The following is a 20729-nucleotide window of genomic DNA, read 5'->3' as shown; positions in this document are numbered from 1 at the left end:
GCGCGGCCCTCTCCGGCAGACTGACCCCGTGAACGGAGGCCGAGAGGTGACGGGGCTCGAAGCCCACGCGGCGGGCGGCGGCGGGCGCATGATCCTGCGCGACCCGCGCGACATCGGCATGGGCCACGTCGTGAGGCGGTACGTGAAGGCGACGTACTGGGGCAGGCCGCGCTACCTGGAGATCGCCTCCGCCCCGTACGCCCGGCGCGCGGGGCCGAGCCGCCGCCGCTTCGTCCGCCGGATCCTCCGGGACGCGGCGGCGATCACCGACCCCGAACTGGACGCGCTGCTCGGCTACGAATGGCGGTCACGGCTCACGGCCGCCTGGCTGATCGGAGTGGACCGCAGGGCCGCGTACCGCGAGCGGATCGGTGAACTGCTCCTGGCCGACGAGGTCTGCTTCGCGGGCACGGGGTACTGCTTCGCCCTCGCCCGCCTCGGCACCCGCGCGGACGCCGAGATCCTGGTCGCCCACCTGGACCGCTACCTGGCCCGGCCCGACCTCGATCACGACCAGGCGTCGGCCCTCGGGGCCCTGCTCCGGCTCGACGCGGACCTGGGCACGGCGTACGCCGACCCGATCGTCGCCCCCGGCGGCCCCTGGGACACCTGGGTCGGGGCCCGGGACGGCCACGACGCCTCCTCGTACGCACCGGAGCGGCTGCGGACGTGGACCGATCTGCGGTGCGACGTCGCGGACGGCTGGACCCGCCCCTGAGGCCGCACCGGACTCACGCCGGCCCGCGCACCGGTCAGAACTCGTCGGCGCCGTTGCGCAGTTCGTACGTCCAGTAGCCGGCCTTGGCGGCGGACTCGTCGACCGCGAGGCCGCCGGCCGGGGCCTTGACGACGACGCTGCCCTCGGCCGGGCCGTCGGAGGCGAAGAGGTTGACGTTGAACTCGCTGACGACCTTGTTGTCCTCGTCGACGCCGCCCAGGGCGACGCGCACGTTGGCGTACGCGGGCTCACCGGCCTTCAGGACGACGGGGGCCGAGGGCTTGCTCTTCGCGACCGCTGGGACGTCCTTGGCCGTCTGGATGGGACCGAAGGCGATCAGCGGGTACTGCAGGAGGGTGCAGGAACGGCCCGAGGTGTTGGTGGCGGTGAGGACGATGTGCTCGGTCGGGACCTCGTCCGCCTTCTTCGCCGTGATCTTCACGTCGCCGTAGGCGCAGGCCGGAGCCTTGGCGTCGGTCTTGGAGCCGCCGGACGAACCGGTCGAGCCGGTGGAGCCGGACGACGAACCGCCCGTGGCCGAGGAGGACGAGGACGAGGCGGTCGAGCCGCCGGTCGAGCCCGAGCCGCCCTTGGCCGTGGTCTGGTCGGCCGTGCCCCCGGTGGTCGTCCCGCCGTCGGCCGTCCCGCCGGTCGTCTGCGCGGCGCTCGCGCTGCCCGCGTCCTTCGCGCCGGTGCTGGCGTCGTCGCCGCCGCAGGCGGTCAGTCCCAGCGAGAGGGCGGCGATGGCGGCGGCGGCCAGGACGGTGTTCTTGCGGTGGTGACGCATGGTGGTTCTCCCCCGTAAACGCGGTGTCGGACAGTGCACGGTCTTCGTGCTGTATCCAGCTTCCGTGGCCGCGCTGCCGTCCCGCTTGCGTACCGCTAACGATCCGCTGACAGCCGGGAAAGCCGCTCCGTCGCCCGCGCCGATCCTTCCGGGAAACCCGCCTTCTCGGAGGCCGCGATCGCACGTTCCAGCTGGTCGGCGGCCTCGTCCAGGCGGCCGATGCCGGCCAGCGCCTCCCCCATGACGATCTGCAGCTGCGCCCGCACGACCACCGCGTCGGGCGCGACCAGTTCCCCGGCGCGAAGGGTGTGGGCGAGCGCCGCCTCGTACTCCTCCCTCTTCAGGCTGTGCCCCGCCAGGTGCTGGAGCGTCAGCACCTGGGTCGACGGATGGCCGGTGCGGTCGGCGAGGGACACGGCGTGCAGCATGAGCAGACCGGCCCGCTCGTGCTCCCCGGTCGCGTCCAGGACGGCGGCGTAGTTGACGTACGCGATCGCCTCGCTGATCGTGTCGCCCGCCCGGGCCGCCAGACCCGGCGCCTTCTCCAGGTGGACGAGCGCCTCCTCGTCCCGGCCCTCCTCGTGCAGGATCCAGCCGAGCAGCGCACTGGCCCGCGACTGGGCGTCGAGGTCGCCGACCTGCTGCGCCGAGGCGAGTCCGGCCTCCAGGAGCGGCGTCCAGCCGTCCCCGATCCGCATGAGCATCAGCGGCCACTGCACGAGGGCGATCCGCCAGGCCCGGTCGTGCAGCCCGAGGGAGGCGGCGACCGCCACCGCGCGCTCCAGGGCGGGGCGTTCGGCCACGTACCAGTCGAGCGCGGCCGTCCGGTCCTCGAACTCCCTGGTCGCGGCGGGCCGTCGGGCATCGGCGGGCAGCGAGTAGCAGGGCTGGGAGCCCGGTTCGGCGGCGGCGTCGGCCGCCAGGCCGGTGTAGAGGTAGTGGTCGAGGAGCCGGGTCAGCCCCTCGGGATCGGCCTGCGGGGCCAGGTGGCGCGCGTACAGGCGCACCAGGTCGTGCGGGGTCCAGCGGCCCGGCACGGACTCGGTGAGCAGGTGAGCGGCGGCCAGCCGGTCCAGGTCGGCGGAGGCGTGCGCGGGCGACGTCCCGGCGAGCGCGGCGGCCGCGAACCGGTCCAGGTCGGAGCCGGTGTGCAGGCCGATCGAGCGGAACATCCGGGCGGCGGACTCGGGCAGCTGCTGCACGGTGAGGTGCAGTGCCGCCGACACCCCCCGGTCCTCCACGTCGAGCAGCATCAACCGGCACTGCTCGTCGGCGAGTTCGCCGACCATCGCGTCGAGCGTCCACTGCGGGCGCTCGGCCAGGCGCGCCGCCGTCACCCGCAGCGCGAGCGGCAGCCCGTCGCAGAGCCCGGCGAGCCGCGCGGCGGCGGCCGGCTCCGAGGCGACCCGTTCCGCGCCGAGCACGGTGGTGAGCAGCGCCGTCGAGTCGGCCGTCGGGAGGTGCCGCAGCGGCACCGGCCGGGCGGCGTCGGAGGCGACGAGGCCGCCGAGCCGGTCCCGGCTCGTGATCACCGTCGCGCACAGGTCGCCGCCCGGCAGCAGCGGCCTGACCTGCTCGGACGAGCGCGCGTTGTCGAGGACGACGAGCAGCCTGCGGCCGCTGGTCAGCGAGCGGAACAGCGCGCCGCGTGCCTCGACGGCCTCCGGGATGCGCTGCGGCGGGACGCCGAGCGCGAGCAGGAACTCGCGCAGGACGGCGGCGGTCTCCGGCTCCGCGGTCTCGCTGAAGCCGCGCAGGTCGGCGAAGAGCCGCCCGTCGGGGAACTCGGCCAGCCGCTGGTAGGCCCAGTGCAGCGCGAACGCCGTCTTGCCGACGCCGGCGGGCCCGGTGACGAGGCAGACCGGCGCCTCGCCGGCGGCCACCGCCCGGTCCAGCGCGACCATCTCGGCGCCCCGGCCGGTGAAGCCGCGCGGCGCCCGCGGCAGCCCCTCCGGCACCGGCACGTCGACCGGGGCGGCGGGGCGGGGCGCGGTGACGGGTTCGGCGGAGCGCAGCAGCGTCGCGTACGCCTCGGCGAGCGTCTCGCCGGGGTCGACGCCCAGCTCCTCGGCGAGCAGCCGCCGGGTGCGGTGGTACCAGTCCATCGCGTCCGACTGGCGCCCCGAGCGGCCCAGCGCCAGCATCAGCGCGGCGGCCAGCGACTCGCGCAGCGGGTGCGCGACGGCCTCGGACCGCAGGACGGCGGCGGCCCGGGCGTGCTCGCCGAGCTTCCCGTACGCCTCCGCCAGTGCCTCCACCGACGCCAGCCGCATCTCCTCCAGCCCGCCGGCGGCCGCCTCCAGCGGCCTGCTGTGCACGGTCCCGGTGAGCGCGGGACCCTGCCAGTACGACAGCGCCTCCCGCAGCATCCGCACGGCGTCGGCCGGCTGCCGCTGCACCCCCGCGAGCCCCACCAGCTCCTCGAACCGGTGCGCGTCCACCAGCGACTCCGGCATCCGCAGCACGTACGCGGACCCCTGCGTCGCCAGCTCCACGCCGTACGCCTCGGCACCGTGCTCCGCCAACAGCGCCCGCAGCCGCGACACATGCCCCTGCAGGACCGTCTTCGCATGCGTGGGCGGTTCGTCCTCCCACAGGGCGTCGATCAACTGCCCTACGTTCACCGCACTGTTGGGGCGGAGCAGCAGCATCGCGAGCAGGCTTGTCCGCTTGGCGGGCCCCAAGGCTACGTCTCTGTCCTCCGTCACCAACGCAACGGAGCCGAGCAGCCTGAACTCCACCTGATACCTCCGCGGTCCCTGTCCCCCGTGCCCCCGTTCCCCAGCGATCGAGGATAGCCGCGCACCACCCGCCCTCTCCCCCGCCCCGACCCCACCGGCCTGGGACCACACCACCCGCCCGCCCGATCCCAGCACCCCGCACACCCCGCCGACTCCCCCCGCGACTCCCCTCTGACCTGCGAAGACACCACCCCAGCCGACCACCCCCACCCCCACCCCACCACCTCACCCGACCGCCCCGCCCCACTCCGTACGTTTGGTCACATGCCACACCCGCCGCGGCGGCGCCCGGCACGTTCCCGACGAAAGGGGCCTCCGGGTCCCGCGGTCACCGGTGACCGGGGACCCGGGACCGGGGACCGGGGACCGGGGAGCGTCCCGTCGGGGGCGGCCGCAGCCGCTACCGTGAGTCCGTGACCGCACGGCCCGACTGGATGCGCCCGCCGCGCGCGGAAGGCTGGTTCGCGGAGGACCTGGACAGCCTCCCCGAGGCGCCGCGCCACACCGAGCTGATCGACGGAGCCCTCGTCCTCGTGACGTCGCCGCAGCGGGCCTGGCACGGCCGCCTCGTCACCGCTCTGACCACGACGCTCATGACGCAGGCACCCGCCGGCTTCGAGGTCGAGCGGGAGATGACGATCCGCCTGGACGCCCGCAACCGTCCCGAGCCTTCCGGGACGCCCTCCACCGCCCGGTCCCCTTCGATATCTCCCTGGACCTCGGCGGACTCACACCGCGCGGCGGCTGAACCGTCGGGGCGTCACCGTGCGGGCAACCGGGTGGCATCGGAGGGGCATCGGGGCGGGCGATGGCGGAGGCATAAGGGATCGAAGGCGCGGGTTCCTAAGTTCCTCGTTGCCGGCCGAGAACGACCGGCACGAACAGGCGAACAGGGGCCGACCGCCAGGTCAGGGCCGTATGCCGCCGGTACCCGAAGGAACCGAACGTGCGCAGAACCGCGCTTCCCGCAGTGGCGGCCGTGTCACTGGCCCTGCTGCTCCCGCAGTCCGCCGTCGCCGAGGAGATCCCCTCGCCGGCGCTGGAGACCGGGGAGACCCAGCTGATCGGCCCGGGCATGTACCAGTCGGCCGACGACACCTTCCAGATATCCGAGAACGACGTGACGTACGGCCTGATGAGCCGCACCCACACGGTGGACGGCACCGGGCCGGGCCTCGCCCAGGCCCAGGACGCCCCGGCCGCCCGCGCCGACCTCGGGGTGTTCGGTCCGAGCTGGGAGGCCGAGTTCGTCGGCGGCCAGCTGAACCGCAAGCTGGTGCCGGGCTCCGGTTCGATCACCACGACCGACCTGGACACCGCGGAGTCCGTCCGCTACGACCTGACCGACTCGGTGGCCGGCGCCAACGGCGGCAGCATCAACACCTACAAGGCCGCCGACGGCTCCACGCTGGTGGAGAACGTGCAGTGGGACGACCTCGCGGGCGTGCTGAAGACCACGGTCACGGAGACGCTCAACGTCGACCTCGCCCAGGTCGCTTCCGGTGACGACGTGCCGGTGGACTCCGCCGGCACCCCCGTCGCGGCGGCCTCCCTCAAGCCGTCGTACACCTGGAAGCAGGTCGGCGGAAGCGGCGACACCTGGCGGGTGACGGCGGTCGGCAACACCGCCTTCAAGCAGACGACGGTCACCTACGACGGCACCGGCCGCGTCTCCACGGTCAAGGACCCGGCGCGCGCCGACGTCCCCGCGCAGACGGTGAAGATCAACTACGCGACCGCCACCACGGCCGCCGGCCAGACCCTCGGCGACGTCGCGGGCCAGGTCAAGGACATCACCGTCACCGTCGGCCAGACCGTGCAGACCCTGGCGCGCTACTCGTACGACGGCTCCGGTCTGCTCCGCAAGGTCGTCGACCCGGCGGCCGGCAGCCAGCTCAACACCTACAGCTACGACGCCTCGGACCGCGTGGTCGCCGCCTCCGCCGAGGACGGCGCGTCCTGGCAGCTGACCTACTCCGGTGACGCGGCGGCCCCGCAGTCGGTGGAGACGACCGGCATCCGCCCGGAGGCCGGCAGCGCCGTCCAGGGCGCCCCGAGCCTGGCCCAGGGCGAGGGCGTCGCCCCCGCAGCCGAGGACTTCGGCCCCGGCGAGATCACCTCCGCGCAGGCGTACCCGAGCTACTGCTCCCGCCCCGAGACGTGGATGTGGTACCAGTACAGCGGCTGCGCGACCAAGGTCGCCCACTACGGCTGGCGCAACCCGAGCTGGAAGCAGACCCCGACCGGCGCCTGGGTCATGGGCGTCTTCAAGGACCACTGCACCAGTGCCTCCGACAAGCCCGGCGGCTGGGACTTCCGTACCGCCTGCGACTCGCACGACTACGGCTACGGCACCATCGGCAACAGCTACAAGGGCTACCGCTACTACCTGGACCGCAACAAGGGCATCGCGACCGACGTCGCGTTCTACAACATGCTCTACTACAACACCTGCCCGGCGTACTTCTGGAAGAGCGCCTGCCGCTCCACCGCGTACACGTACTACCTCGGTGTCTTCTACGGCGGCCACCCGAAGAACGGTGCCGACGCCACCTGACGGGCCCGTGCGCACGCAGGGGAACCGGGCAGACGAACAGCCGACGCTGCTGCCCGGTCCCCGCCCCGGGGCCTGACCACACGGCCCCGCCCCCTTGAACTTCCGGCCCTGGACTCGCGGGCCTCGTCAGCGAGTCACCCCCCCTTCCTCCTTCTCTGCCGCCGCGGCACCGCCCGCTCGGTGCCTACTTCCTGGAGCCTGTCGTGAAGAGATCTGCTGTGGCCGTCGCGATGGCCTCGGGCCTGCTGCTCGGCGCACTGCCGGCGGGCCTGGCGCCCCTGGTCGGAGTGGCCCCCGCGGCGGCGGCCGACGAGGTCCCGGTGGACCCGGCGCTGGAGACCGGGACCGCGGGCGGCGGCACGGTGCGGGTGAACGTGGTGACCCAGACCCGCTCCGACGTGGCCACGGCCGCGGCCGCCGGTGAGACCGAAGTGTCGTACGAGCGGCTGCCGATGGTCACCCTGACGGTGGACCAGGCGGGACTCACCGCGCTCCGCTCCAACCCGGACGTGGTGAGCGTGACGGAGGACGTCCCGGTCCCCCCGATGCTGGACGAGTCGACGGTCCGGATCGGCGCGGACAAGGCGTTCGCCGCCGGCGCCACCGGGGCGGGCACCGCGGTCGCCGTGATCGACACCGGCGTCGCGAGGAACCACCCCTTCCTGGGCGGCCGGGTGACGGCCGAGGCGTGCTTCTCGGTGAACGACGAGAGCTACGGCGCGACCAGCCTCTGCCCGAACGGCGAGGCGTCCCAGGAGGGCACCGGCAGCGCCGACGCCGACACCGGCAGCTGCGCGGAACTGGGCGCGGCCTGCTCGCACGGCACCCACGTGGCGGGCATAGCCGCCGGCAACGGGACCGGTCTCAGCGGCGCCCCCAAGCGCGGCGTGGCCCCGGGCGCGAACATCGTGGCGATGCAGGTGTTCTCCCGCTTCGACTCCGACGACTACTGCGGCGCGGGCAACAGCCCCTGCGTGCTGAGCTTCACCAGCTCGCAGATCAAGGCGCTGGAGAAGGTGTACGCGCTGAAGCAGTCCGGCATGGACATCATCGCGGCCAACATGTCGCTGGGCGCGGGCCGTTGGACCACCGCCTGCGACACCGACCCCCGCAAGTCCGTGATCGACAGCCTGTACTCGGTGGGCGTGGCGACGGTCGTCGCCGCCGGCAACAACGGGTACGGCGACGCGGTCAACGCCCCCGGCTGCGTCCCGTCGGCGGTGACGGTCGGCGCGACGACCGACGACGACCAGGTGGCCTCGTTCAGCAACCGCGGCCCGCTGCTGGACCTGATGGCCCCCGGCACGTCCGTGGTGTCCTCGGTCCCGGGCGGCGGCTACGCGGCGAAGAACGGCACCTCGATGGCGGCCCCGCACGTGACGGGCGCCCTGGCGGTGCTGCGCCAGAAGTACCCGGCGGAGAGCATCGCGAACCTGGTGGCGAAGCTGGGCACCACCGGTACGCCGATCACGTACACCGGGGCCGTCACCCCCCGGATCGACGTCGGCAAGGCGGTCGTCGGCACGGTCGCCCCGGAGCCGGCGCCGGCCGCCCGGCCGCGTCCCTCCCAGGTCTTCGACGACACCGACCGGACCATCCCGGATCCGGGCACCCTGGAGGCCCCGCTGACCGTCACCGGCGTTCCGGGCAACGCGCCCAAGGCGCTCCGGGTCGAGCTGGAGGGCAGCCACGACTGGCGCGGAGACCTGAAGATCGACCTGGTGGCCCCCGACGGGCGGCTGTACCGCCTGAAGTCGACCTCCGCCACCGAGACGGGCGGCGCCCTCGGCGGCTTCACCGTCGACGCCTCCGCCTCCCCCGCCTCCGGCACCTGGAAGCTGCAGATCACGGACGCCTCCGCCGGCGGCAAGGGCACCCTCCTCGGCTGGTCGCTGAACTTCCCCACCCCCTTCGCCATGACCGGGAACCTCAGCGTCCCGGACGGCGGTTCGGTCACCTCCGACCTCACCGTGGACGGCATCGGCGGCAAGGCCCCGGCAGCCCTCCAGGTCTCCGTGGACATCACCCACGAGTGGCGTGGCGACGTCCGGATCGACCTGCTCTCCCCCGACGGCCGGACCTACCCGCTGCGTTCGACCTCCACCGCCGCCACCGAGAACGGCGGGGTGCTGCGCGAGACCTACCGGGTGGACGCCTCCGCCTCCCCGGCCGACGGCAAGTGGACGCTGAAGGTCTCCGACCCGTCCCCCGGCTCCGTCGGCACCCTCAACGCCTGGTCGATGACGTTCCCCGCGTACGAGGTGCAGACCCCGCACTCGGTCCCGGACCCGGGCACCGTCTCGGTCCCGCTCACCGTCACCGGCATCACGGGCAACGCGCCGAAGAACCTCCAGGTGTACCTGCACGCCACCCACACCTGGCGCGGTGACCTGGACGTCCACCTGGTCGCCCCGGACGGCAAGGTCTACCTCGTCAAGGAGTCCGTGGAGACGGAGGGCAACGGCGTGATCCAGCAGGTCTCCACAGTGGACGCCTCCGCCTCCCCGGCGAGCGGGGTCTGGTGGCTCCGGGTCGAGGACATCTCGGCCGGCTCCTCCGGCACGCTCGACCACTGGACCCTGAAGTTCTGACCGGTCCGCTCCGGACCTCCCGGCACCGCCGGGCACGGCCGAGCACCGCTCGGCACCGCTCCACACCACTCCTCACACCGCTCCCGAACACGAGGCCCCCGGTTTCCCCCACCGGGGGCCTCGCCCTTTCCGCAGGTGGGCGGGGCGGGAAGGCGAACGGATAGCGGTCCGATAAGGAATCGAAGTCCCCCTCCCCTAACGTCTGTCGATGTCAGAGCGAGTCGCTCGGGGAACGGACCGGCAAGAGGCCGGAGTCCGGTGGGCGACGGGTGAGAGGACGTGGGGACATGGGGAACGGGAAGCTCGTCAAGGCGGTCATGGCGGTCGCGGCGATCGTCACGGGTGTCGTCCTGGCCGCGGGTACCGCGGTGGCCGGCGGGACCACGGTGACGGCGGCGGCCGGCGGGACGACCGCGGTCGTCCAGACCGAGCCCTGGGACTGAACGACCGCCCGGGTCACGCCTCCTGCGGAAGCTCCGCGCCCGGTGCCGGCGCCTCCGCCCGTTCGACCCTGAGCAGGCGCAGGCGGTCCAGCAGGACCGTGCTGCCGGTCTCCTCGGCCAGCACGAGGGCCGCACGGAGGTCCTCGTCCGCCCGGTCGGCGCGGCCGGCCCGCAGGCGGGCCTCGGCCAGCCCCAGCAGGACGTAGGCCATGCCCAGCCGGTCGTGCTTGGCGCGGACGATCCCGGCCGCCTCGGTCAGGGCCTCCTCCGCCTCCGGCAGCCGCCCGGCCGCCAGCAGGGCCCGCCCGAGCCGGTGGAACGCCTGGGCCGCGCCCCGGGTGGCGCCCAGCCCCCGGGCCAGCGCGACCGCGTCCCCGCCGAGGCGTACGGCCTCCTCCGGGTCCCCCGCGTCCAGGGCGATCTGGGCGAGGTTGTTGAGCGCGTGGGCCTGCGCGGAGAGGTCACCGGCGGCCCGCAGGGCGGGCAGCGCCCCGTCCAGGAGTGCGCGTGCCGTGCCCGCGTCGCCCCGCTGGCGGATCACGACGGCCAGCTTGCAGGCGTTCAGCGCGGCCCCGTAGACCTCGCCGCCGGACCGCAGGACGCCGTCCGCCTCCTCCAGGAGCCGGACCGACGCCTCCGACTCGCCCCGGTAGAGCAGGGCGGCGCCCAGCTCACCGAGCATCACGCCCTCGCCCTGCCGGTCCCCGGCGGCCCGGGAGGCCGCCAGGCCCTCCTCGCAGAGGCGGCGCCAGTCGTCGGTGTTGCTGCGGATCTCGCAGAAGCCGACGGTGGAGGAGGCCAGGTCCCAGGCGAGCGCGGCCAGACCCAGCCGGGCGGCCTGGGTGACGGCCGCCACCAGGCAGTGGCGTTCGGAGTCGAACCAGTCCAGCGGGCGGGCCAGCAGGTCGTCCAGGAGGTCCCGGTCGACGTGCGGGCGGGGGGCCGGCCCGTGCACCACGGAGTGGTCGCCGCCGTACTCCCGGCGGTGGGCGGCCTCGGCGACGGTCAGCCAGCTGTGCAGCGCCCGGTCCCGGGCCGCCTCGGCGGCCGGACGATCGGGGTCCTCCTGGGCGCGTTCGCGCGCGTAGAGGCGGAGCAGGCTCTGGAAGCGGTAGCGGTACTGGCCGGTGGCGTCCGGGCCGGAGACCTCCAGGAGGTGGGCGTCGGTGAGTTCGTCCAGGTACTGCTCGGCGGTCTCCACCGGGCAGTCGAGGAGCGCGGCGACCGCCCAGGCCGGCACGTCGGGGACGTCGAGCAGGGAGAGCCGCCGGTACACGGACGCGAGGCCCGGTGACAGGCAGCCGTGGCTCAGCTCGAAGCTGGCCCGGACCCGGCTCCCGCCCAGGCTGAGCTCGTCGAGGCGGCGGTGCTCGTCCGCGAGCCGGTCGGCGAGGCGGCGCACCGTCCAGTGCGGGCGGGTGGCAAGCCGGGCGGCGGCGATGCAGAGGGCGAGCGGCAGCCCGTCGCAGAGTTCGGCCAGCCGGGCCGTCTGCGCGGGGGACGCGGCGGTACGGCCGCCGGTGACGATCCGGTCCAGCAGGGCGGTGGAGTCGGCGGGGTCGAGGACCCCGAGCGGCACCCGCACGGCGCCGTGCCGCAGCACCAGCTCCTCCATGCTCTCCCTGCTGGTGACGACCACACAGCAGCCGCCGTTGGCCGGGAGCAGCGGGGCGACCTGCGCGAACGAGGAGGCGTCGTCCAGGACGACGAGCACCCGGCGGCCGCGCAGCAGCCTGCGGTAGAGCGAGATCCGGGACGCCTCGTCGTCGGGCAGCCGGTCGCCGGGCGCGCCGAGCGAGCGCAGCAGCCGGCCCAGTACCTCGCCGGGGGCGGCCGGGGCGGAGCCCAGGTCCACATGGAGGCAGCCGTCCGGGAAGGCGGCGGCCGCGCGGTGCGACCAGTGCACGGCCAGCGCGGTCTTGCCGATCCCGGCCACCCCGGTGACCAGGGCGACCCGGGGCGGCTCTCCGTCGGGGCGGCCGTCGAGCAGGGCGTCGAGCACCTCGGTCTCGGCGGTCCGGCCGGTGAAGGACGGGATGTTCGGCGGGAGGTCGGACGGGGCGACGGGCTGTGCGACGGGCAGGGCGGGGCGCCGGTCGGCGGCGGCCTCGCCCGGGGCGTCCGCGGGCGCGCTCTCCGCCGCTCCCTCCGGCTCCTCGACCGCGCCGGTCACGGCGGGCAGGGCGATCGCGTCGGTCACGGCGACCACTTCGCTCACGGCGCCCACGGCGGGTACGGCGACGGCTTCGGTCACGGCGGGTACGGCGACGGCCGCGACGGTCACCGCGGGTGCGACGGCCGCGACCGGCTCGGGCACGGTCGGCGGGGCCGCGATGGCCGGATCCTCGCGGAGGACCGCGTTGTGCAGCTCCCGCAGCGCGGCGCCGGGTGCGAGCCCCAGCTCGTCGATGCTCAGCTGGTGGCCGGTGCGGAAGGTCTCCAGGGCGTCGGCACGCCGGCCCGAGCGGTACTGGGCGAGCATCAGCGCGTGCCGGGTCCGCTCCCGCAGCGGGTGCTCGCTGACCAGGGCGGCCAGTTCGGCGGTGAGCTCCTGGTGGCGGCCCAGGGAGAGCCGCAGTTCGGCGTGGTCGTCCAGCGCGGTCAACCGCTGCTCCTCCAGCCAGCCGGCCTCCTGCTCCAGCGCGTAGCCGGTCAGGCCGTCCAGGGCGGGGCCCCGCCACAGGGCGAGGGCGCGCCGGTAGGCGTCGGCGGCTTCCGCCGTACGGCCGGAGCCCGCCAGCGCGGACGCCTGCCCGGCCAGCGCGAGGAAGTCCGCGAGGTCGAGCGCGTGGCCGTCGGTGTCGAGCCGGTACCCGGGGTGGGAGGTGACGATGACCTCGCCGTCGACGCCCGCCTCCCGGAACAGCTTGCGCAGCTGGGCGACGCAGATGGAGATCTGGGTCCGGGCCGTGGGCGGCGGCGAGCCGTCCCAGACGGTCTCGGCGAGCTCGTCCACGGAGACCGTGCGGCCGCGCCGCAGCAGGAGCAGGGCCAGCACCGCGCGCTGACGCGCCCCGCCGAGCCGGATCTCCCGGTCCTCACAGGCCAGCCGGAGAGTCCCGAGCAGGCAAAACCGCATCGACGCCAATCCGGGCCCCCCCTGAAAGTTGTCATGATCATAATAGCTGGGGCACGGCTTAGACAGAGGGAACGGAGCCCGTCCCGACAGGCGGTCAGGCCCGCCGATAAGCGGCCGATACCGGGCGGATGCACCGCCCTCCTACGGTCTCTCCCCATGACGCCCTTCCTGGAGACCGCCCTGCTCGGACCGGTCCGCATCCGGTCCGCGTCCGGCGGTGCGGAGAACGCCCTGGGCGGCGCGAAGCCCCGCACGGTCCTCGCCGCACTGCTGCTCGCCGAGGGACGGGTCGTCCCCGACGACCGCCTGATCCGCGCCCTGTGGGGCGAGCGTCCCCCGGACCGCGCCGTCGCCCAGCTGCACACCTACGCCTCCCGGCTGCGCGCCCCGCTCGACGGGGCCGCCCGGCTGGAACGGGTGGGACGCGGCTACCGGCTCTCGGCCGTCCCCGGTCGACTGGCCTGCGACCACCGGCTGTTCGCCGACCGCGCCGCGCTCGGCGGCACGCTGCTGCGGCAGGGGGAGGCGCACCGGGCCGCCGCCGTCCTGCGGTCGGCGCTCGACCTCTGGCAGGGCGAGGCCCTCGCCGACACCACCGAGCACCTGGCCGAGGAGGAGCGCCCCTGGCTGGAGGAGGCCCGGCTCACGGCCCTCGAAGACCGTGCCGAGGCGGAACTCGCCACCGGCCTCCCGCACGGCCTGGTCGCCGAACTCACCCGCCTGGTCGCCCGATACCCCCTCCGGGAGCGGTACCGCTCCCTGCTGATGACCGCCCAGTGCCGTGCGGGCCAGCCCGCGGCGGCCCTGCTCCAGTTCCACTCCGGCCGGGAACTGCTCGCCGACCGCCTGGGCGTCGGCCCCGGTCCCCTGCTCACCCGCACCTTCCAGCGGGCCCTGGCGGGCGACCTCGCCGGCTGAATCGGGTCGGCTGCGATCTCGGGGGCGCTCCTCAGACGGAGAGCAGGGCGAGCGCGGCCGGGACGTCCGGCACGGGGGCGGCGGATTCCTCCAGGACCGCCAGGACGGCGTCCACGGCCTCGCACGTCCACTCCGAGCGGCTCTCCTCGCCCGCCCGCCACAGCCACAGGAGTGCGGCGCCGGCGTAGCAGAGCACGTACCGGGCGGCGAGGCGTCCGGCCGCGGAGCCCTCGGCCGGCTCCTCCCGCTCGGCCAGCTCCCAGTGCAGCCGGTCGGCGGCCCCGGCGAGCCGGTCCGCGCGGGAGGCCATCGCGCTCCCCGCCGACTCCCTGCTCAGCGCCGGCAGGGACTGCACCACCGCGCAGCCGCGCCCGTCGTCCGGCCCCACGGCGCCCGCCTCCCCGGGAAGTCCCGCCGCCGCACGGAACAGCGCCCCGCCGTCGGTCCTCTCCCCCGCGAAACCCCGCACCAACTGCGGCACCCGCTCCAGGAGCGCCGCGGGCGGCCCCTCGAACACCGCGGACGTCACCGCGGCCTGCCCGGGCAGCAGCCGTAAGGTGCCCGCCGCGTACTCCAGCACCGCTTCCCGCGCACTCCCCATGCCCGTCCCTCCCCCACCGGTCCCCGCCGCGCGGAGTCGAAGCCCCAACATCGCCCAGGGCGCTGCACGGGTTCTGTATTTTCTCCGCACTCCCCCGCCCCGGGGTCGCGATCCGGCCGCCCTCCCACCCCGACCACGCCACCCGGCACCCCCCTGCCCGTTGTGTACACATGGGACACTCGGTACGCTTGAGCGCATGACACAGCCGCTGCCCATAGAGACCATCCGCGACGTGCGCGCGCATCTGGCGGAGGTCGTGGAGCGCGCCGACCGCGATGACGTACCCACCGTGATCACACGCCGCGGCAAGGAAGTCGCCGCCATCGTCTCCATCGAGGTGCTGCGCAAGTACCAGGAGTGGGAAGAGCGCGAGATCAATCGGATCATCGACGAGCGCATGGCCAACCCCGCACCCGGCATCCCCATCGAGGACATCATGAGGGAGACCCTGGCTCGCAGTGAGTGAGTACAGAACCGTCTTCCGCCCCGAGGCGCAGGCCGAGCTTCGGAAAATCCCGCGCGAGACGGCGCTGCGCATCCTGGCCAAGCTGACCGCACTGGAAAGCGATCCGCTCGGCTTCAACACCACCGCGCTCGTGTCCCAGCCGGATCGCCGGCGCCTACGGGTTGGCGACTACCGCGTCGTCTACACGATCGACAACGGGGAACTGGTGGTCTGGGTCGTTCACGTGGGACACCGGTCCACCGTTTACGACACCTGACCACCGCTGACCACACGCCAGAACTCCGGCACCCATCCAGCACAGAAACGACGAAGGGGTCGGGCTCGACAGAGCCCGACCCCTTCTGACGTGTACGTTCGGCTCAACGCATCACATGCAGCATTCGAACGACTACACGTTGAAGCGGAACTCCACCACGTCGCCGTCCTGCATGACGTACTCCTTGCCCTCCATGCGGGCCTTGCCGGCGGAGCGGGCGTCGGCGACGGAGCCGGTGGCGACGAGGTCGTCGAAGGAGATGACCTCGGCCTTGATGAAGCCCTTCTGGAAGTCGGTGTGGATGACACCGGCGGCCTCGGGGGCGGTGGCGCCCTGCTTGATCGTCCAGGCGCGGGATTCCTTGGGGCCGGCCGTCAGGTAGGTCTGGAGGCCGAGGGTGGCGAAGCCGACGCGGGCGAGGGTGGCGAGGCCGGGCTCCTCGGCGCCGACGGACTGGAGGAGCTCCATGGCGTCCTCCTCGTCGAGCTCGGCGAGGTCCTGCTCCAGCTTGGCGTTGAGGAAGATCGCCTCGGCCGGGGCGACGAGGGCGCTCTGCTCGGCCTTGAAGGCGTCGTCGGTCAGCTCGTCCTCGTCGACGTTGAAGACGTAGAGGAACGGCTTGGTGGTGAGCAGGTGGAGGTCGTGGAGCAGCTCCGCCTTCTCCGAGCCCTGGACGATGCCCTGCGAGAAGAGGGTGTCGCCCTTCTCCAGGATCGCCTGGGCGGCCTCGACGGCGGCGACCTTGGGCGCGGTGTCCTTCTTGATCCGCATCTCCTTCTGGAGGCGCGGGAGGACCTTCTCGATCGTCTGGAGGTCCGCGAGGATCAGCTCGGTGTTGATCGTCTCGATGTCGTCCTTGGGCGAGACCTTGCCGTCGACGTGGACGACGTTCTCGTCCTTGAAGGCGCGGATGACCTGGCAGATCGCGTCCGACTCGCGGATGTTCGCGAGGAACTTGTTGCCGAGGCCCTCGCCCTCGCTGGCGCCGCGGACGATGCCCGCGATGTCGACGAAGTCGACGGTCGCCGGGAGGACCCGCTGCGAGGAGAAGATCTCCGCGAGCTTGGTCAGGCGGGCGTCGGGGACACCGACGACGCCGACGTTGGGCTCGATCGTGGCGAACGGGTAGTTGGCCGCCAGCACGTCGTTCTTGGTCAGGGCGTTGAACAGGGTCGACTTGCCGACATTCGGCAGACCGACGATTCCGATCGTGAGCGACACGGTGGCGACTTCCTGAAGTGAGGACGGGGGGCCGATCCCCCAGTTTACGGGCGGGGAGAACCGGCCAGTGACGCACGCCTTCGGTCGATCTCCGGCGCAACGTCACCCAAAGGGCGTGTCCTGGACCCGGTTCCCGGCCCATTCCGACCTACGTTGGTCGTGTGGAGCAGCACAGGACAAGTCAGCCGCAAGGCCGCCGAGGGCCGCAAACCCCCGTCACGCCGCCGCCCGCGCTCGTGGAGGGTGCGGCCGTGTACCGGGTGACCGGCAGGTCCGGGCGGGCCCGCGACGGCGCCCGGGTGGAGCGGGCCGGGGCCGCGGGTGCGGCGGCCGCGGGCGTCCCCGGGCGCGGTGCCGGGCGGCCGCCCGGGGCCCGGCCGGCGCCGCCCGTCGTCCTCGCGCTGCGGCGGCTGCCCGCGCCCCGCCTCACCGGGCTCGGCGCCGGTCTCTTCGCGTCCGCGGTCATGCTGACGCTCGGCTTCCTCGACCTGCTGCTCTTCGACGGTTCGCCGATCGTCTACGGGGTGCTCTTCCTGCCCGTCAGCGCCCTGACCGCGCTGTGGGTCCGTGCCGCCGATCTCGTCACGGCCCCCATCGGCGTCCCCATCGCCTTCGCCGTGGGCGTCGTGCCCATCGCCGGCGGCACCGGCGGGATCGGCGGCCAGGCCATGGCCGTGGTCACCGCGCTCGCCGTGCACGCCGGGTGGCTCTACGGCGGCACGCTCGTCGCCGGCGTCATCGCGAGCGTCCGCAAGGTCCGCGACATGGGCCGGCGCCATCAGCGCACCGCCGCGGCCGCCCGGAGCGCCGCCCCTGTCGCCGGCGCCGAGGCCCCGGGCGCCCGCCCCGGCTCGGCCGGCCGCCGCCGCCCCGTCGTCTGACCCGGAGCGGTGACGCTGCAGGTGTGAACGCCTAGGCGGTGCCCGCCGCCATCGCGGCGCCGACGATGCCGGCGTTGTTCCGGAGCTCGGCGGGGACGATCTCGGCGCGGATGCCCTCGATGAGGGGGAGGAACTTGTCGGCCTTGCGGCTGACGCCGCCGCCGATGATGAAGAGCTCGGGCGAGAAGAGCATCTCGACGTGGGCGAGGTACTTGCGGAGCCGGCGGGTCGCCCAGTGCTCCCAGCTGAGGTCCTCGTCCTCCTTGGCGCGGGTCGAGGCGCGGGTCTCGGCGTCGTGGCCCTTGAGCTCCAGGTGGCCGAGCTCGGTGTTGGGGACGAGGCGGCCGTCGGTGAAGACGGCGGAGCCGATGCCCGTGCCGAGGGTGAGGAGGACGACGGTGCCCTTGCGGCCGCGGCCGGCGCCGAAGGTCATCTCGGCGATGCCGGCGGCGTCGGCGTCGTTGAGGACGGTGACGGGGAGGCCGCCGAGGCGGTCGGCCAGGAGGGTGCCGGCGTCGACGCCGATCCAGGACTTGTCGACGTTGGCCGCGGTCCGGACGGTCGACCCGGTCACCACGCCGGGGAAGGTCACGCCGACCGGGCCGGTCCAGCCGAAGTTCGCCACGACCTCCGCGACGCAGCCCGCCACACCGTCGGGTGTGGCGGGCTGCGGGGTCAGTACCTTGTGGCGCTCGTCGGTGAGCGTGCCGCGCTCCAGGTCCACGGGGGCGCCCTTGATGCCCGAGCCGCCGATGTCCACTCCGAAGACGTTCATGGACCCACGGTAAGGGCTCGGGCGCCCGGCTACTCCTTGACGGGAGCGGCGGCGGCGAGCTTCTCCGCCTCGGCGCGGAGGTCCTTGTTGCGGAGCTCCTTGGGCAGCGAGAAGGTCAGGGACTCGTCGGCCGTCTTGACGATCTCGACGTCGGCGTAGCCGCGCTCGGCGAGCCACTCCAGGACCTCCTGCACGAGGACGTCCGGGACGGAGGCTCCGGAGGAGAGGCCGACGCTGGTGACGCCCTCCAGCCACGCCTCGTCGATCTCGCTGGCGAAGTCGACGAGGTAGGCGGCGGGGACGCCGGCCTGCTTGGCGACCTCGACCATGCGGATCGAGTTCGAGGAGTTCCTGGAGCCGACGACGATCACCAGCTCGGCCTGGCCGGCGAGCTCCTTGATGGCGATCTGACGGTTCTGCGTGGCGTAGCAGATGTCGTCGGACGGCGGGGAGATCAGCTGCGGGAACTTCTCCTTGAGCGCGTCTACCGTCTCCATCGTCTCGTCGACCGAGAGGGTGGTCTGGGAGAGCCAGACGACCCGGGAGGGGTCGCGGACCTCGATCTTGGCGACGTCGCCGGGGCCGTCGACCAGCTGGATGTGGTCGGGGGCCTCGCCGGAGGTGCCGATGACCTCCTCGTGGCCCTCGTGACCGATGAGGAGGATGTCGAAGTCCTCCTTGGCGAAGCGGACGGCTTCCTTGTGGACCTTGGTGACCAGCGGGCAGGTGGCGTCGATGGTCGCGAGCCGGCCCTGGCGGGCCTCCTCGTGGACGGTCGGGGCGACGCCGTGCGCGGAGAACATCACGATGTTGCCCGGCGGGACCTCGGTCGCCTGGTCGACGAAGATCGCGCCCTTCCGCTCCAGCGTCTGGACGACGTACTTGTTGTGGACGATCTCGTGGCGTACGTAGATCGGCGCCCCGTACTGCTCCAGGGCCTTCTCCACGGCGATCACGGCACGGTCGACGCCCGCGCAGTAGCCACGGGGTGCGGCGAGCAGGACACGCTTCGGGCGGTTCGTCGCGGGCGTTGCAGTCATGCGTCCCATCGTAAGGCCGCGTCGGTGAGCGGTTTGATCCGCGTGGTGGCCGAAACTGTCGCCATGGCCGAGGAAACGCAGGTGGCGGCGGACGCGGGGCACACGGGTCTTCGACGGAGCCTCGGCTTCCGCGACCTGGTGGTCTACGGACTGCTCTTCATCGCCCCGATGGCCCCGGTGGGCGTCTTCGGCACGCTGGACGCCAAGTCGGACGGGGCCGTCGCACTGGTGTACCTCGTGGCGACGGTCGCCATGGCGTTCACGGCCTTCAGCTACGCGCAGATGGTGCGGGTGGCGCCGCAGGCCGGGTCGGTCTTCACGTACGCGCGCAAGGGCCTGGGGGAAGGCCCGGGATTCGTCGCCGGGTGGATGGCGATGCTCGACTACCTGCTGATCCCGGCCGTGGCCTACCTCTTCGCGGGGATCGCCATGGAGGCGCTGGTCCCGGAGGTGCACCGGTGGGTGTGGACCGGGATCGCCGTGGTCGTCACCACGCTGCTCAACCTGTGGGGCGTCCGGGCGGCGGCCCGCGTCGGCTTCGCGGTCCTCGCGATGGAGATCGTGGTCCTGCTGGTCTTCGTGGTGTCGGCGGTGGTGGTGCTCGTACGGGACGGGGCGCGGCGCGACTGGTGGTCGCCGCTCACGGGCGACACCGGGTTCTCCATGGCGGCCGTCCTGGGGGCGGTGTCGGTGGCCGTCCTGTCCTATCTGGGCTTCGACGCGATCGCCTCCTTCGCGGAGGAGGTCACGGGGGGTTCGGCGAAGGTCGCGCGGGCGGTGCTGTTCTGTCTGGCCCTCGCGGGCACGCTCTTCGTCGCGCAGTCCTGGCTGGTCGCGCTGCTCGAACCGGTCTCCTCGGCCGAGCTCGCGGCCGATCCGGGGAAGCAGGGTTCGGCGTTCTACGACGCCGTGGACGCGTCCGTCGGCGGCTGGCTGCACGACCTGGTGGCCGTCTCGAAGGCGATCGGCGCGGCCTTCGCGGCGCTGGCGGGGCAGGCGGCGGGCGGCCGGCTGCTGTTCGCGATGGGCCGGGACCGGCGGCTGCCGCACCTGCTGGCCCGTACGGACGGGGGCGTGCCGCGCGTGGCGCTGCTCGTGGCGGCGACGGTCACGATGGTCGCGGCGCTGTGGGCGGCCCGGCGGGACGACGGCCTGGACCACCTCGTGTCGGTGGTCGACGTCGGCGCGCTGACGGCGTTCGTCCTGCTGCACGCGAGCGTGGTGGGGTGGTTCGCCGTGCGGCGGGCGGAGGGGCCGCCGCACTGGCTCAAGCACGTCGTGATGCCGGTGCTCGGCGCGGCGATCCTCGTCGCGGTGATCGTCGAGGCGTCGACGGCCGCCCAGGTGGTGGGCGCGGTGTGGCTGGGTGTCGGTCTGGTCGTCCTGGCCGTCCAGGGCGCGACCCGGAGACCCGCGCGAGGCACCGACGCCCGCTGACGCAGGGCCCCGGCGCCTCGCGCGCGTGTCCCCCGGCTGCGCCTCGCGCGCGTGTCCCCCGGCCTCGCGGCGTCCACCTCCGTCGCCCCGCCCCGCGCGGGCCTCCCACCCCTCGGTCTCCCGCCCCGCGCGTGCCTCCCACCCCTCTGTCTCCCGCCCCGCGCGCGTGCCTCCGTTCGTCGGCGCGGTCCTGACGTTGTCGTACCGCGCGGTTACGC

16 protein-coding genes and 1 pseudogene are annotated in these 20729 nt (G+C 73.7%); 10 read left to right on the top strand and 7 right to left on the bottom strand.

Going from position 1 to position 20729, the window contains the following annotated elements:
* Nucleotides 1-28 precede the first annotated feature (28 nt).
* Nucleotides 29-718, top strand: a complete 690-nt coding sequence (locus tag AB0424_RS24170) for a DUF6000 family protein (RefSeq protein WP_366308600.1) — start codon at nt 29-31, stop codon at nt 716-718.
* 34 nt (nt 719-752) lie between these two features.
* Here AB0424_RS24170 and AB0424_RS24165 read toward each other — a convergent pair whose 3' ends face one another.
* The gene (locus AB0424_RS24165; protein ID WP_366308599.1) at nt 753-1505 is read right to left on the bottom strand and encodes a DUF4232 domain-containing protein; all 753 of its coding nucleotides are present in this window, start codon (nt 1503-1505) and stop codon (nt 753-755) included.
* A 95-nt stretch (nt 1506-1600) separates the two neighbouring features.
* Complete coding sequence (locus AB0424_RS24160) at nt 1601-4246, bottom strand: BTAD domain-containing putative transcriptional regulator (RefSeq protein ID WP_366308598.1); 2646 nt, start codon at nt 4244-4246, stop codon at nt 1601-1603.
* 413 nt (nt 4247-4659) lie between these two features.
* Between AB0424_RS24160 and AB0424_RS24155 the strand changes: the two are divergent.
* The 4 genes and pseudogenes from AB0424_RS24155 to AB0424_RS24140 all read left to right on the top strand — a co-directional run.
* A pseudogene (locus AB0424_RS24155) lies at nt 4660-4917 on the top strand (Uma2 family endonuclease); the annotation flags it as partial.
* Between the two features lie 275 nt (nt 4918-5192).
* Nucleotides 5193-6803 carry a phospholipase A2 gene (locus AB0424_RS24150; protein WP_366308597.1) on the top strand — a complete coding sequence of 537 codons (1611 nt, stop codon included), beginning with the start codon at nt 5193-5195 and terminating at the stop codon, nt 6801-6803.
* Between the two features lie 203 nt (nt 6804-7006).
* Nucleotides 7007-9394: a proprotein convertase P-domain-containing protein gene (locus tag AB0424_RS24145; RefSeq protein ID WP_366308596.1), complete on the top strand. Its 2388-nt coding sequence runs from the start codon at nt 7007-7009 to the stop codon at nt 9392-9394.
* Nucleotides 9395-9681: 287 nt separating this feature from the next.
* Nucleotides 9682-9837, top strand: a complete 156-nt coding sequence (locus AB0424_RS24140) for a hypothetical protein (RefSeq protein WP_366308595.1) — start codon at nt 9682-9684, stop codon at nt 9835-9837.
* A 13-nt stretch (nt 9838-9850) separates the two neighbouring features.
* Here the strand turns inward: AB0424_RS24140 and AB0424_RS24135 are convergent, their stop codons facing one another.
* A complete protein-coding gene (locus AB0424_RS24135; protein WP_366308594.1) occupies nt 9851-12916 on the bottom strand; it encodes a BTAD domain-containing putative transcriptional regulator in 3066 nt (1021 codons plus the stop codon).
* A gap of 156 nt (nt 12917-13072) precedes the next feature.
* Between AB0424_RS24135 and AB0424_RS24130 the strand changes: the two genes are divergently transcribed.
* Nucleotides 13073-13834 carry an AfsR/SARP family transcriptional regulator gene (locus AB0424_RS24130; RefSeq protein ID WP_366308593.1) on the top strand — a complete coding sequence of 254 codons (762 nt, stop codon included), beginning with the start codon at nt 13073-13075 and terminating at the stop codon, nt 13832-13834.
* Nucleotides 13835-13865: 31 nt separating this feature from the next.
* Here the strand turns inward: AB0424_RS24130 and AB0424_RS24125 are convergent, their stop codons facing one another.
* The gene (locus AB0424_RS24125; protein WP_366308592.1) at nt 13866-14435 is read right to left on the bottom strand and encodes a hypothetical protein; all 570 of its coding nucleotides are present in this window, start codon (nt 14433-14435) and stop codon (nt 13866-13868) included.
* 196 nt (nt 14436-14631) lie between these two features.
* Between AB0424_RS24125 and AB0424_RS24120 the strand changes: the two genes are divergently transcribed.
* Together AB0424_RS24120 and AB0424_RS24115 are read left to right on the top strand one after the other, a co-directional pair.
* Nucleotides 14632-14901 (top strand): type II toxin-antitoxin system Phd/YefM family antitoxin, encoded by a 270-nt coding sequence (locus AB0424_RS24120; RefSeq protein ID WP_366308591.1) that lies wholly within the window; start codon nt 14632-14634, stop codon nt 14899-14901.
* Nucleotides 14894-15157 carry a type II toxin-antitoxin system RelE/ParE family toxin gene (locus tag AB0424_RS24115; RefSeq protein ID WP_366308590.1) on the top strand — a complete coding sequence of 88 codons (264 nt, stop codon included), beginning with the start codon at nt 14894-14896 and terminating at the stop codon, nt 15155-15157. Before AB0424_RS24120 ends, AB0424_RS24115 begins: the two co-directional genes overlap by 8 nt.
* A gap of 132 nt (nt 15158-15289) precedes the next feature.
* Here AB0424_RS24115 and ychF read toward each other — a convergent pair whose 3' ends face one another.
* Complete coding sequence (gene ychF / locus AB0424_RS24110; protein ID WP_366308589.1) at nt 15290-16378, bottom strand: redox-regulated ATPase YchF; 1089 nt, start codon at nt 16376-16378, stop codon at nt 15290-15292.
* 401 nt (nt 16379-16779) lie between these two features.
* Here ychF and AB0424_RS24105 point away from each other — a divergent pair, with 401 nt between their 5' ends.
* Nucleotides 16780-17259 carry a DUF6542 domain-containing protein gene (locus AB0424_RS24105; RefSeq protein WP_366308653.1) on the top strand — a complete coding sequence of 160 codons (480 nt, stop codon included), beginning with the start codon at nt 16780-16782 and terminating at the stop codon, nt 17257-17259.
* Between the two features lie 31 nt (nt 17260-17290).
* Here AB0424_RS24105 and ppgK read toward each other — a convergent pair whose 3' ends face one another.
* Both ppgK and AB0424_RS24095 read right to left on the bottom strand, forming a co-directional pair.
* On the bottom strand, nt 17291-18034 hold the full coding sequence (gene ppgK / locus AB0424_RS24100) for a polyphosphate--glucose phosphotransferase (protein ID WP_366308588.1): 744 nt from the start codon (nt 18032-18034) through the stop codon (nt 17291-17293).
* Between the two features lie 29 nt (nt 18035-18063).
* Complete coding sequence (locus tag AB0424_RS24095; RefSeq protein WP_366308587.1) at nt 18064-19083, bottom strand: 4-hydroxy-3-methylbut-2-enyl diphosphate reductase; 1020 nt, start codon at nt 19081-19083, stop codon at nt 18064-18066.
* 54 nt (nt 19084-19137) lie between these two features.
* On the opposite strand from AB0424_RS24095, the gene AB0424_RS24090 reads away from it, so the two are divergent.
* A complete protein-coding gene (locus AB0424_RS24090; protein WP_366308586.1) occupies nt 19138-20511 on the top strand; it encodes an APC family permease in 1374 nt (457 codons plus the stop codon).
* Nucleotides 20512-20729: the final 218 nt, after the last annotated feature.

This window comes from Streptomyces sp. NPDC051180 (genome assembly GCF_040689545.1).
GTDB lineage: Bacteria > Actinomycetota > Actinomycetes > Streptomycetales > Streptomycetaceae > Streptomyces.
The sequence above is the reverse complement of the archived record's forward strand: the minus strand, read 5'-3'. Positions and strand labels throughout refer to the sequence as shown.

What these genes read in the sequence shown, in the direction of transcription:
- AB0424_RS24165 (WP_366308599.1), bottom strand. Translation starts at nt 1,505, where the DNA reads ATGCGTCACCACCGCAAGAACACCGTCCTGGCCGCCGCCGCCATCGCC.
- AB0424_RS24140 (WP_366308595.1), top strand. Translation starts at nt 9,682, where the DNA reads ATGGGGAACGGGAAGCTCGTCAAGGCGGTCATGGCGGTCGCGGCGATC.
- AB0424_RS24135 (WP_366308594.1), bottom strand. Translation starts at nt 12,916, where the DNA reads ATGCGGTTTTGCCTGCTCGGGACTCTCCGGCTGGCCTGTGAGGACCGG.
- AB0424_RS24130 (WP_366308593.1), top strand. Translation starts at nt 13,073, where the DNA reads ATGACGCCCTTCCTGGAGACCGCCCTGCTCGGACCGGTCCGCATCCGG.
- AB0424_RS24125 (WP_366308592.1), bottom strand. Translation starts at nt 14,435, where the DNA reads ATGGGGAGTGCGCGGGAAGCGGTGCTGGAGTACGCGGCGGGCACCTTA.
- AB0424_RS24120 (WP_366308591.1), top strand. Translation starts at nt 14,632, where the DNA reads ATGACACAGCCGCTGCCCATAGAGACCATCCGCGACGTGCGCGCGCAT.
- ppgK (WP_366308588.1), bottom strand. Translation starts at nt 18,034, where the DNA reads ATGAACGTCTTCGGAGTGGACATCGGCGGCTCGGGCATCAAGGGCGCC.
- AB0424_RS24095 (WP_366308587.1), bottom strand. Translation starts at nt 19,083, where the DNA reads ATGGGACGCATGACTGCAACGCCCGCGACGAACCGCCCGAAGCGTGTC.
- AB0424_RS24090 (WP_366308586.1), top strand. Translation starts at nt 19,138, where the DNA reads ATGGCCGAGGAAACGCAGGTGGCGGCGGACGCGGGGCACACGGGTCTT.